The sequence below is a fragment of the Pelagibacterium montanilacus genome (genome assembly GCF_003992665.1).
GTDB classification, from domain to species: Bacteria; Pseudomonadota; Alphaproteobacteria; order Rhizobiales; family Devosiaceae; genus Pelagibacterium; species Pelagibacterium montanilacus.
Genome location: NZ_RZMX01000055.1, coordinates 153,995 through 166,605, shown reverse-complemented (window position 1 = coordinate 166,605; position 12,611 = coordinate 153,995). Strand labels below are relative to the sequence as shown.

General features: G+C 59.5%; 11 protein-coding genes. 8 read left to right on the top strand and 3 right to left on the bottom strand.

From position 1 onward, the window contains the following. Positions 1–196: EAL domain-containing protein (locus EO136_RS18645; protein WP_164730645.1), on the top strand; the 196-nt coding region annotated here is incomplete at its 5' end. A 103-nt stretch (positions 197–299) separates the two neighbouring features. On the opposite strand, the gene EO136_RS15985 is transcribed toward EO136_RS18645, so the two are convergent. Next, a complete protein-coding gene (locus tag EO136_RS15985) occupies positions 300–782 on the bottom strand; it encodes an RrF2 family transcriptional regulator (RefSeq protein WP_127145386.1) in 483 nt (160 codons plus the stop codon). 100 nt (positions 783–882) lie between these two features. Between EO136_RS15985 and EO136_RS15980 the strand changes: the two genes are divergently transcribed. The 3 genes from EO136_RS15980 (at position 883) to EO136_RS15970 (ending at position 5,295) form a co-directional block, all read left to right on the top strand. After that, positions 883–1,293, top strand: coding sequence for a group III truncated hemoglobin (locus tag EO136_RS15980; RefSeq protein ID WP_127145385.1), 411 nt, complete (start codon positions 883–885; stop codon positions 1,291–1,293). A gap of 95 nt (positions 1,294–1,388) precedes the next feature. Continuing rightward, complete coding sequence (copM, locus tag EO136_RS15975) at positions 1,389–2,741, top strand: CopM family metallochaperone (RefSeq protein ID WP_246018418.1); 1,353 nt, start codon at positions 1,389–1,391, stop codon at positions 2,739–2,741. Positions 2,742–3,402: 661 nt separating this feature from the next. Next, positions 3,403–5,295, top strand: coding sequence for a heavy metal translocating P-type ATPase (locus tag EO136_RS15970; protein ID WP_127145384.1), 1,893 nt, complete (start codon positions 3,403–3,405; stop codon positions 5,293–5,295). Positions 5,296–5,598: 303 nt separating this feature from the next. Here the strand turns inward: EO136_RS15970 and EO136_RS15965 are convergent, their stop codons facing one another. After that, the gene (locus EO136_RS15965) at positions 5,599–6,072 is read right to left on the bottom strand and encodes a DUF6653 family protein (protein ID WP_342773425.1); all 474 of its coding nucleotides are present in this window, start codon (positions 6,070–6,072) and stop codon (positions 5,599–5,601) included. A gap of 181 nt (positions 6,073–6,253) precedes the next feature. Between EO136_RS15965 and EO136_RS15960 the strand changes: the two genes are divergently transcribed. Continuing rightward, entirely contained in the window at positions 6,254–7,933 is a 1,680-nt protein-coding gene (locus EO136_RS15960; RefSeq protein ID WP_127145382.1) for a BCCT family transporter, read from the top strand. Positions 7,934–7,953: 20 nt separating this feature from the next. Here EO136_RS15960 and EO136_RS15955 read toward each other — a convergent pair whose 3' ends face one another. After that, the gene (locus EO136_RS15955; protein ID WP_246018416.1) at positions 7,954–9,852 is read right to left on the bottom strand and encodes an SLC13 family permease; all 1,899 of its coding nucleotides are present in this window, start codon (positions 9,850–9,852) and stop codon (positions 7,954–7,956) included. Positions 9,853–9,955: 103 nt separating this feature from the next. On the opposite strand from EO136_RS15955, the gene EO136_RS15950 reads away from it, so the two are divergent. The 3 genes from EO136_RS15950 to EO136_RS15935 all read left to right on the top strand — a co-directional run bounded on the left by EO136_RS15950 (position 9,956) and on the right by EO136_RS15935 (position 12,459). Next, the gene (locus tag EO136_RS15950) at positions 9,956–10,369 is read left to right on the top strand and encodes a helix-turn-helix domain-containing protein (RefSeq protein ID WP_246018415.1); all 414 of its coding nucleotides are present in this window, start codon (positions 9,956–9,958) and stop codon (positions 10,367–10,369) included. 211 nt (positions 10,370–10,580) lie between these two features. Beyond that, positions 10,581–11,333, top strand: a complete 753-nt coding sequence (locus EO136_RS15940) for an NYN domain-containing protein (protein ID WP_127145380.1) — start codon at positions 10,581–10,583, stop codon at positions 11,331–11,333. Between the two features lie 172 nt (positions 11,334–11,505). Next, the gene (locus EO136_RS15935) at positions 11,506–12,459 is read left to right on the top strand and encodes a GGDEF domain-containing protein (protein WP_164730644.1); all 954 of its coding nucleotides are present in this window, start codon (positions 11,506–11,508) and stop codon (positions 12,457–12,459) included. Positions 12,460–12,611: the final 152 nt, after the last annotated feature.

Genomic DNA, 12,611 nt, shown 5'->3' with positions numbered 1-12,611 from the left:
CCGTGCGATGGGCATGGCCGTGACCATGGAGGGAGTGGAAACCCGGGCCCAGCTCGAGCGGGCAACCCGCATGGGACCGGACGAACTCCAGGGCTATGCGCTGGCCCATCCGCTGGAAGAAATCGAGCTGCAGAGGCTGTTTCTGTCGACGAGGCTGAGCCGACCAGGCCTGTCGAGACCCTTTATTGCCGGTTGAGATCAGTGCTCTGGGGCCCGGGTGCCAGATGACTCCATGTCTACGACCTTGGAATGTTGCACCTCTTATCCGGCCTTCGAACGGATACCCGATACTTCCCCAGTCAGCTCTTCGGGTGGCCACTAGGCCGCTGAGGCGAGGTATCCAGACCGAGTAAGTCGCTAGGGCGCTGCGCCGGCAGGATATCCCCGAAGAGCGTCGGATCATGAGCCAGTGTTGCCAGGGAGCACTCATCGAGCACGGCGAGGAATGCGGCCGTTGCCCGTCCCAGCAGCCCGCGCAAGCCGCATCCGAAGGCGATCTTACACCCGCTGCAGTCCACGAGTTCGAACCCGTCCTCCATTTCCCGCACGATGGCACCGACGATGATCGCCTCGGCAGGGCGCGCTAGGCGAAGTCCGCCCGTGCGGCCTCGGACACTGGTGACAAAACCAGCCCTGACCAGCTTGTGGGCCACTTTGGTGAGGTGATTGTGGGAGATCTTGTAGAACCCCGATATCTCCGACACCGAGCAAAGCCGGTCGTGATGTCCCGCAAGGTAGATCATAACCCTTAGGGCGTAATCGGTGTGCAGCGTCAGGCGCATCGCGCTCTCCAAAATGTCGCAGGGCATTACATGTATCGTTCTTGCATGTTTTTCAATCTTGATACATGTATTTCCGGCGCATGTTTAAACGGAGTGTCAGATGCCCTTGGATGAGTCGGCCCTACGCTGCCTCGTGGAGCGGTTTTACGAGCGCATTCGCGCAGATGAGATGCTGTCTGGCATATTTGCTGATCACGTAACGGACTGGGAGGCACATACCGCTCGGTTGGTCGATTTCTGGTCGTCCATCATGCTCACGTCCGGACGCTACAAGGGCAATCCTCATGCTGCGCACCTGCCCTTCGTCGACAGACTGACTCCGGAACTGTTCAATCACTGGCTCAAGCTCTGGAGCGAGACCGCACGCAGCTCGCTGGACGAAGAGGCTGCAAGGCAGCTCGAGGAAAAAGCCGAGCGAATTGCGCGAAGTCTTCAGGCAGGGCTGCTGTTTCGCCCTGAGCGCTGCGCTCCGACAAAAACGTCCGCACCCCTCCTCCCCGGTCAACACTAGAGGCGACCATGACTGCCCCACTCATCCCCCACGATCTGGCGCACCCACGCGCTACTGCAAGACACGCACCATTCCTTGCCGTGATGGGTGCCCTGATGCTGAGCCTGGTTCCCACTGCAGCCCAGGCGCACGTCAAATGGTTTGCACCCTATATTGTTGAGGCCTCTCCGGCGCCGCTCATCGACACGGTCACGAACGCCTGGTTCTGGCTCGCCATAGGCCTCGTTCTGGTCTTTTTCGTCGGCACGAGAGTTCTCGAAACCCGTCGGCCCGGAGCCGCGGCGCTAGACATCATGGACCGGGCAACCGATCCGCTCTGGAACCGACTGGACGACTTCATGCGCGTTGTCATCGGCGCGTTTTTCGTTGCCATCTTTGCAGTCGGCGGTGTCTATCTGACCCCCGACTTGCAGACACCGGCGGAATGGGTCTCCTGGCTTCAGCTTCTCATCGCCTTCGGCGTCTTCTCGAAGCGCACCATGCCATTCTCGGCTGCGGGCATCATCGTGTTATGGGTGCTTGCCCTGCGGGACTATGATCTCTTCCACTTGCTCGACTACCTGGCACTCGGTGTTGCAGTGGCTGCCTATCTGGTCCTGGCGGCATCAAACAATGAAAATTGGCGCAAGCACAGGTTCGAGGTCCTGCGTTGGGGCGTGGCCATCGCGCTGATGTGGTCGAGCCTTGAAAAGTTCGCCTACCCGGAATGGTTCTATCCATTGGTGGCAGAAAAGCCCTTCCTGACTTTCGGCATGCCCCGCGATGTGTTCATCCCGATGGCAGGCGTCGCCGAGTTCACGATGGGCTTTGGCTTGCTCTGGACGCCGCTTGTCCGGCGGCTCTCGGCTGTGGCACTGTTCATCATCTTTAACGCAGCGGTGTATCCGTTCGGTCGCATCGATCTCGTGGGGCACGCGTTGATCATGGCCATCATCGTCGCCATAGCTGCAGACCACACGCGCGAGTTGCACTTTCTGCCCGCCATTCGGCGTGCTGTCGCTGGCGTGCCCGCGGCATTGGGAGCGGTTATCCTTATCTTTGCGACAGGCTATTGGGGCCTGCATCTGGCCATTTACGGTGCAGACGGACCGGCACGGTCCGAAATAGCCGAGATGACCACGCACACACCGAATGCGGAGCACCCGCACGGGCAGGTAGCGTCAGAACCATTCGTCGAGAATCCCGAAGCAATGGCCGCCTTCATGGCAACGATGGATACGATGCACGGTCCGATGATGGAAGGCATGCAGCATCCCGATCCCGACGTCGCATTTATGCAAGGCATGATACCTCATCATCAGGGGGCGATAGATATGGCCGAGGTGGTGCTGCAATACGGCAGCGACCGTGAAGTGCGGGCGCTTGCCCAGCATGTCATTGCCGAACAGCGGATCGAGATCGGACAGATGCGCAGGTGGTTGGATATCCGCGCAGGAAACCAGAACTGACGGCCTGCTCTCGCCGTCACACAGTCGGCATGCCGTGCAGCGGCATTCGGCCTGATCTCGAAACGGCGACAACCCGAAGCTTTCGTAGTATGCAGTGGCCGGTGTCGTCTCAGCACCGGCCGCTACCAATAGGCCTTGTCCGACGCCCGGATGACAAACAGCTGCGACCGCATTCTCCATTGCACTATCGCACTGAGCTCACCCCGAAAATGGGACACTGACTTAAGTTTCAAATTGTTGTCCGCTGGTCCTCGACGATGAAGTTCAGACGTGTCGAAACGCAAGCCGCATTCGCCCTGGGTGCACTGAAAGGCAAAGAGACGATATCGATCGGAGTTGGCGAGCCGGTTCGGTATCCACCCGACCATGATCCACTAATGGAAACGGGCGCTGTTCGACCGGGCAGCGGGTGTGTTCGAACGTGGCGGGCGCCGAAAGCCTGAGGTTGACGCCAAAATCGGAGCTCTGGCCGTCGCCAACGATGCTCCGCGTAGGACTTACGCGGGCGCACAGCGGCCTTCAATCGGCCCTTGGCGGCAAATCGCCTGCCGTGATCTATTGTCAGTGCATTGAGAAAACCAACGCAACCAGCATGCCTAGCCGGTAGCTCAATTTACACCGAGATCTGTCCAGCGATTGGCAGTAGATCATTGAGGCTGTTATGGAATCCCAACTCGATAGGCCGATGATCCTCACGGGACTAACCTTCATCGGCATGCTCAGCAGTGTTCTCGCGATGTGGCCCATTAGCCATCAAACTGCCGAATTCGCTCACGCTGGAGGTATTCTCCTCGTTTACCTAGCCGGCGGTTTGCCAGCAGGCTGGCGAGCGCTGGTCGCGCTTTGGTCGGATCGAACCCTGGATATCGACCTTCTTATGGTCGTTGCGGCGGCCGCGGCCGCCGCTGTAGGAGCTCCATTCGAAGGCGCAGTTTTGCTTACCCTCTTCAGCATCTCGACCACTCTGGAAGAGCGAGCCCTTGGCCGTGCCAGGCGCGCCATCGAGGCGCTGATGAAGTTGCGCCCGGAGACAGCGACTCGCGTTGCTCCCGATGGCACAGTATCGGAAATCTCGGCTGCCGAACTCATGGTTGACGATGTCGTGATATTGAGACCAGGAGCCCGAGTTCCAGCTGACGGGATCATCGCCAGTGGAAGCAGTTCGCTCGATGAGGCGCATATCACCGGCGAATCCGTTCCCGTTGCCAGGCACGCCGGCGCTCAGGTCTTTGAGGCTACTGTCAATCTAGATGGCGTTCTAGAGGTCAGGATCACCAAAACGGTCGAAGAAAGCACGGTTGCTCGCATGATCGCGCTTGTGACCGCCGCACAAGCGGCCAAAGCGCCTTCCGAACGCTTCAGTGAATGGTTCGGCCAACGATACACCGTCGTTGTGATGACCGGCGCCACACTGGCTTTTTTTGTTCTGTATTGGCTGGGGCGCGACTGGGAAGAGGCACTCTACCGGTCAGCGACGCTCTTGGTAGCGGCAAGCCCTTGCGCTATCGTGATATCGGTGCCCGCGGCGATCCTTTCGGCCCTGTCGGCGGCCGCACGTGGTGGAGTGCTTTTCAAGGGTGGGGCTGCACTGGAAACGCTTGCAGCCGTGGATGTTTTCGCCTTTGACAAGACTGGCACGCTTACGACAGGCAGAGCCACGGTAGAAAGGATGGTGGCGCTTGACGGAGATACTCGGGGTTTCCTGTCGATGCTCTCGGGTCTAGAAGCTCATTCGGAACATCACAGCGCGGCGGCAATACGCAGGGAAGCGACCCGCCAGAATCTAGCCCCCAAGCGCGTGACAAACGTGATCACGCGACCCAGTGCCGGAATTGTCGGAAGCAGCGATGGGGCTCAATTGTGGGCTGGCAATTCCCGTCTTGCCGAGCAGATGGGCGCCTCCATTGATCACCGACAGCTGCGCGAGTTGGCTGCAGATTCCAACTCTGTCATTTACGCCGGCGAGGGTTCCCGGGTGCTCGGAGCTGTCACAGTCGCCGACCAGGCACGCGCGACGTCAGCCTCGGCGATTGCAGCCCTTCGAGCGGGAGGTGTCCGTAAGATCTTGATGATGACAGGTGATCGCCGACCAGTTGCCTTGCGGATAGGTTCGGAAATCGGACTGGAGGAGAAAGACATCCATTCCGAGATGCTTCCCGAAGACAAGGTGGAAATGGTTGGCAAATACGCGGCTTCTGGAAAAGTGGCTTTCGTAGGAGATGGCGTGAATGACGCTGCTGCGTTGGCCAGGGCCGATGTGGGAATCGCCATGGGCGCCGCAGGTTCGGACGTTGCTTTGCAGGCAGCCGATGTGGCGCTTTTGTCGGAGGACATGGGACGACTTTCAGAGGCACATCGACTGGCACTTCGAACCGCTTCAATCATACGGCAGAACCTCACCCTGGCGATCGGAGCGATGGTTATACTCGTATCGGGTGCCTTGATTTTTGAGCTGCCGCTGCCTTTGGCGGTGATCGGCCACGAGGGCGGAACGGTTCTCGTGGTGCTCAACGGCCTCCGTTTACTGAGCGATCCGATCCGGCGAATTGGCTGAGCGATGCCGTAGAGGGCGGCAACTGGATGCCGCGCGACGTCTATCGCATTGCCTATTGCCGCTATATGCATCGCCGGCGCTCACTTCCGCCCACCCAGCGATGTTTCCCATGGCTACATTTGCCTTCGGACCCGTTCCCCAAGTGTCCCGGTGATCATGCTGCCCCTACTGAAGTAAAGCATCAACCTATCGCAGGGTGCTGGAACTGCGCGGCGGTCGCGTCATCTGCCGAGCGAAGCCCCCCCCCCCCGCCAAGTTGTATAGAAGCAGCCACAGTGCGGAGGCCCGACTCGCGTTGGCACACTAGTTCTGAGTTTGATCATGCGAACCTGCCTGGTTCCGGCCACTCTCTCCATAGATCCACACCATCCTGTCCAGCAGCCAAAGCTTGGACAACATGGCAACGGCAAGACCGGTCGTTGTCAGCGCCAAATCCAACAGCGCCAGGCCGACGAGTAGCAGAAGTGTGCCGATGGTCGTTGCTATGGTCAGAGTTCTGATCACCGGCGCATGATGGAGCAGTTCTGGACGTTTCGAGCGATTTAGCCATATGCGCTCGCCCAAAACGCCCTTTGACATCCAATTTTCAGTAGACTCAGGCGGCGGAAACAGCCGCGGGTTCAACCACGTCCAAGCTAGCACCACCGAGAAAGGAATTAGCATCCACCATCCGATCCAGACACGGCTCCAGATAGCAAGGGCGAGCAGTGGCAGGATCGACAACCGCGACCATCCACTCCATGGATTCGCATGCCTTGCCCAGACTTGAGCGTCCATAGCCATTAAGCGCTCTGGATCCAGACCCCTCATGTTGATCTTCCAATCCTGTGGATATGCACTATAGCGAATTTGGCGGGCCTCTGGCAGCTCCTTTGACCGCGCGCTCGGCCATGCCCATACCTCGGCACGCGCGCATTATGCTGTGCCTTCATATCGACAGCCAAGGCGAGGATCTCACATGAAGCCTTCATTAGGAGCGACTCGGGCACTCTTCGGCGACGTCGGCGTTGTCTTCAGCGTCTCGGCCGGACTGATAATTCTGTTCGTAGCTGTGACAGCTTTGGCGCCTGCAGCTGTAGGGCAGGCCGCGCAAACCATATTGGACGCAACGGCGGCAAACCTCGGGTGGACCTATCTCTTGGTCATCACCGGGTTTGTCGGATTCGTGCTCTATCTGGGCCTGTCCAATATGGGCCTTATCCGCCTGGGGGCCGAAGACGAACCAGCTGAGTTCTCCTTCTCCAGCTGGTTGGCGATGATATTCTCCGCAGGGATGGGCGTCGGGCTGGTCTTCTGGGGCGTTGCTGAACCCATCATGCATTTCAACGACCCGCCTCCAGGGACCAGCCTTTCGCGCACAACTGACGCGGCCCAAACCGGGATGACCTACGCATTTTTCCACTGGGGACTTCACCAGTGGGCGAATTTCGCTCTGGTTGGACTGGCCATCGCCTATGTTCGATTCCGACACAACAGCTTTGGTCTGATCAGCGAAACGCTCAGACCGCTCTTGGGTGAACGGGTCGACCGAGGTTGGGGGAAGGCGATCGACACACTTACGGTCGTCTCAACCGTATTTGGCGTAGCCACAACGCTTGGGCTCGGAGCGCTGCAGATCAACAGTGGCATTTCTCGTGTGACCGATATCGGGTTTGGTTTCCCCGCACAGTTTGCCATCATAGCGGTCGTTGGTGGACTTGTGGTGCTCTCGGCCTTGACGTCACTCGACAAGGGCCTGCGCGTGTTGAGTAACCTCAATATGGTGATCGCCGGCCTACTCCTTTTGCTTGTGCTAGCGTTCGGCCCAACGGCCTTCATTTTCGGCGTGATGACCCAAACGCTGGGTGAGTATCTAGGCAATGTAGTTCAGATGAGCCTCGTAACGTCCCCGTTTTCCGATGCACAATGGGTCGAGCAATGGACAATGTTCTATTGGGCATGGGGCCTCAGCTGGGCGCCTTTTGTGGGGAGCTTCATCGCGCGTATCTCACGCGGGCGCACCATACGTGAGTTCGTGCTCGGTGTGATGATCGTGCCTGTGGCACTCAGCATGCTGTGGTTCTCGGTGTTCGGCGGCGCTGCCATACACTCCGAGCTCTTTTCCGGAACAGGCATTGCCGATGCCGTGGCCGATGAAGTCCCATCCGGTCTCTTCGTCCTGCTTGACGAACTTCCGCTCAGCGGTCTGCTTACCATTGCGGCGATGGTGTTGGTATGCCTGTTCCTGGTCACCTCAGCGGATGCGGCAACGTTTGTCCTTGGCATGTTCACGTCCAAAGGGGTTTTGAATCCGACGACGGCAGTCCGCGTCCTTTGGGCGGGTCTGCAGCTCATGGTGGTGGCAGTGCTTTTGCTCACTGGCGGACTGGAGAGCTTGCAGACCGTTTCGATCATCGCCGCTTTCCCATTCATGCTGTTGATGATCCTGATCGCTGTCGCACTGTTTCGGGACCTTGCACTTGAGGTTGCAACGAAGAACGAGACCGATCGCCTGCTGGCGTTGCGCATCGAGCGCCTGTTGCTACGCGACGACGAGCGCGAAGCCGCAAGGCAAGCCGAAGATGAGGTTCATCCCAGCGCGCCAGAAGCCCAACTCGAACGTGTTGAAGTGGGCACTGATAGTGGGCAGCATTCATGAGCGGCCAATGGGGCCCGGCGCTAGAAGGGAAAAACGAGGGGAACGAGCGCCAGTGCTACCGCCATCGTTATCGCCACCAGAGGAGTGCCAACCCTCAGGAAATCGGTGAAGCTGTATTGACCAGGGCCGACGACGAGGGTGTTGACCGGGGACGAGACTGGCGTCATGAACGCCGCCGATGCGGCGAGCGCTACCGTCATTGCAAACGGATAAGGGGACGCGTCCAGAGATCCAGCGACAGCGAGGGCCACAGGAGCCATCAGCACCGCTGTTGCTGTGTTCGATATGAACAGCCCCAGCAAGGCTGTGGCCAAAAAGATCGCAGCCAGGATTAAATGGGGGCCCGCCGTCCCTGCTGTGTCAACCAGGATCCCTGCAGCGATCTCAACCCCGCCTGTTCGTTGAAGAGCGATCGAGAAGGGCAGCATGCCAACGATCAGCACCAGGCTCTGCCAATGGATTGCGCGATAAGCGCTCTTGAAATCGACGCAGCCGAAGGCACCCATCATGAGGCAGGCAACTAGCGCAGCGGTCAAATTATGAACCGTCCCTGTTGCCATCAATGCGACCATCACTCCAAGTGCTGCTAGCGCAAAGGGGGCCTTGCCCGTTGCGGGCAGAACATCGTCGCTTTCTCGCGGCAGCCCAAGAACAATGAGATTGGTGAAATCTCCCTGCAGTCGCCGTATGGCTCTCCATGGCCCTATCACAAGGAGTGTGTCGCCCAGAGCCAGTGGCTCGGCCGTGACTTGGCCCACCGCCGCCTGCATGCCGCGCTTTAGACCGATTGCGGTGAGGTCATAGGTGCTGCGGAAACCAGCCTCGACCACGGTCTTGCCCAAGAGCTCTGACCCTGCAGGGATCATGAGCTCAGCCATTCCGATGTCCTGCGCGTAATCAGTGTAGTAGGCGGTCGAAAGCGGCAGGCGTTGAAGATCGTATTGGGCTGCCAGCGCGCCAACATCAGCGGCGGCACCTTGAAGATCCAGCAACAGAACGTCTCCAGACCTGAGCTGGCTGTCAGCTCGAGGACGTAGCAATTGCCGAGACATTGGCGTTCTGCGCTCGATCGCCAGCACATTCAGCCCGGCGCTGGAGCGCAAGTTGATTTCTCCAAGTGTTCGACCGGCCAGTGACGATCGGGCGCCGATCCGCAATCGATGCTCGCGACCGGCTAAACCATATTCAGCAATCCAACTCGCGAACTGAGGCGCTGGAGTCACGGGTGCATCTGCACTGGGAGCGAGAAAGCGACGAGCAAACAACATATAGCCTATGGCTAAGAACAGCACCGGAATGCCGAATGGCGTGAATGCGAAAAAGGTAAACCCATCAGCTCCGCGACGCTCCAGCTCCCCATGCACCACCAGGTTAGGAGCCGTTGCGACCAGCGTCATCATCCCCGAGATCAGCGCGGCCACAGATATCGGCATCATCAGTCTTCCTGGGCTGGTCCCAGCGCGAGCGGCGATACGAAGTGCAATGGGAATGAATATCGCTACGACGCCGGTCGAACTCATGACCGAGCCTACTGCGGCAACGATGATCATCAATAGAATGATCAGCCGCGCCTCGCTGCGTCCTGCCCGAACTGCCAGCCAATCGCCGAGCTTTTGAGCGATGCCGGTCCGGACCAAGCCTTCTCCGATCACGAACAACGCCGCAATCAGAACGATGTTGGGATCGCCGAAGCCGGTTAGCGCTTCTTCGACTGAAATGATCCCCGTCAGCGGAAGCGCGACGACCATGATAAGGGCGACACCGTCCATCCGAGGGCGATTGAGAACAAACATCATAATCGCCGCACACAGCAGCAAAAGCACAATTGTAAGATCACTGACGATCACAGAAACGCTCCCAGAGCGAATGATGATTTTGTGAGTGTGAATCGGGACGCGCAACGGTGACAAGCCCAGCACGCCAGTTGCTGAAGTATCACCCGGAATCGGTTCACGTTCCCCCAGCTCCCCAATGTTCGGGCGCTATATCGAAGTCATCACTAAACGAGAACGCGAAAGGCTCATGATGACCTCGAACCAGCCGGCTGGCCGGCCCTATGCCCACACGGCGCTCGTGCGCTACCTCGATCGGCGCATCCTCGAACTCAAACCTCGCAAGAGCCAGGCGGAGATCGGCACCGAGACTGGCTTCATCCAGCCCAACATGGTCGCCATGATCAAGCGCGGCTCGACCAGGCTGCCTCTCGACCGCGTCGCGGCACTCGCCCAGGCGCTCGAATGCGACCCGGCCTATCTGTTGCTTCTGGCGCTGGACCAGCACGGCATGCGGGGAGCGGCATACGACGAGATCTTCGGGCGGATCGTCACCCGCAACGAGATGACCTGGATCTCCGAACTGCGAGTGCTCTCCGGCCAGAGCGATCCCAGGCTGACCTCGAAGGGACGGGCGGCATTGCGCTCGGCGTTCGGACTGTGAGGAGGTCGATGACGGAGATCACCGAGGAAGAATGCGCGTGGCTCGAGTTCCTTCGTATGATCGGCGGCGGCAGCGTGCCGAGAGTGACGTTGGCGGCAGTGCAGGCCCTGCGCTCATGTCATGGGGCCCGTAAGGTGTCTGCGTCGATGGTAGAGGGGCCAAACGAGCAAGAGGTCCTCCGGCTTGGTCCCCGGGGGAGAATCGCAACGTGATGGCAGTGTTGAAGCTTCGCTCGACAATCTGGCAGGGTCTCTGCACTGCTTCAGCCGCATTGAGGCACCTTCTCGGTTTCGAGCAGGTGGTCATCGTGATGATCGACGCGGACAACATCGACCCTGCTCTTGTTCCGACGGTCCTTCTGGAAGCCGGTTCGATGGGTGCCATTTCTGCCAAGCGCGCCTACCGCTCCGGCGAGTCCCAGAAATGGCGGCAAGTTGCGGTCGAGCATGCCCTCGACCTGCGTGTCGTGGCCAATGCTGTTCCCCGCAAGAATAGTGCCGACATCGCACTGGCGATCGAGGCCGCAAGCGTCGTCGCACGAAGACGTCGCGGTATCCTTTGCGTTGCAAGTTCGGACACCGACTTCATCCATCTCGCGCACCACGCCCGGTCTATGGGCTGGACCTATGTGGGCTGCGGTGCAGCCGATGGTAATGAAGCCCTCCAACGAGCCTGCACTCGGTTCATCCCGCTCGAAAGTCCGACCAGGGATCGGGGTGCGAGACGTCGCGCCCGAGAGCGACGCCAGAAGGCTGTGCAGGCCCGGATCGTGCGCCTGATCCGAGGGCTCGCGGACACTTCTGGGTGGACATCGGTCGAAAAGCTCAGGGAACATCTCAACACCCACTACGAGGGGCCCAATGGGCGGCCGATCAGCAGGACCCATATGCGCCGCCTATTGGACCGCATCGAGATCGTGGAATTGAGTGGGCCGCGCGGTCGGCGGGCGAGATTGCGCGCGTAGCACGGGAGAGGCTTGCCGTTAACGCTCATCCTGCGTGTCGCTCCGGAAAATGGTGCCCAATTGGAGCTCGCTGCCTGAGGCGGGTTCGAGAACGATCTCGATTGGCGCCAACATGGAACTCGCCGTTTACCGACGTATGCTAGAGGTATCTCGTCACGGGAAGATATCGGACATGGACTGGCTTTCTGAACGGCATCTTGCAGGAGCAGTGCTCGACGCTTTGACGGCGAGCATCTGTATCGTTGACCCCAACGGGGACATAGTGGCCGTAAACCAGGCTTGGCGGCGCTTTTCCCATGAGAATGGTGGCAAGGGCGGCTATGTCGGCGAGAATTATCTGGACGTGTGCAAACGTGCCACGGGAACTGGCGCTGATGCGGCTCATCGCTTCGGTCGGAATGTCGAGGATGTGCTTGCGGGCAGGCGAGACAGGTTCGAAACAGAATATCCCTGCCACGCGCCCAGATTGCGACGATGGTTTCTGGCTCGGGTTGTCTGGGTGCATCCAGCTGGGAACGAAGTTGATGACCATAAGGGGCGTTTTGCGGTCATCTCGCACCAGGATATTACGACCCGCAAGCTCCTTGAGTTCGAACTCAAACGCCTCGCGGAGACTGACGAACTCACTGGGCTCAAGAACCGGAGGAAGTTCCTCGAGCGCACCGGCAAAGCATTGGTCCGGCTCAGGCGCGATGGCGTGCCCGCAAGCATGTTCATCATCGACCTCGATGACTTCAAAGCGATCAACGACACCCATGGGCATGCCGTTGGCGACCAGGCCCTGTGTTATGCTGCCGATCAGCTGAAGAGATCCACGCGACGCGGCGATCTTCTGGCACGCATTGGCGGGGAGGAATTTGCAGCCCTGCTGCCAAATACCGATGAGTGGGGTGCTGTCATGGTGGCGGAGCGTGCACGCAGCGCGCTGGCCGCATCGCAGGCCGCAACCGACGCTGGCCCTCTTCGTCTGACTGCCAGCATCGGGGTGACGGTTCTTCAAACTGACGACCGCGGCCCTGATGCCGCGCTTGGGCGCGCCGACGAAGCGCTATACCGGGCCAAGGACGAAGGACGAAACTGCGTCCGAGCGAGTTCCGCCAGCCTGAGCTCGCCGGCACTCGCATGATCGTTCCGTGAGCGTCATACTGCCTTCTCGATATTGCGGGCAGAGGGGCGGCCCTCTGGTGCCGAACCAGCTGAATGCTGCTATCAGACTTCAATCGAGAAGATGAGCGGCCGAGTATCCGGGGGGATTGGCGGTAGCGTTCCTCCGCTACC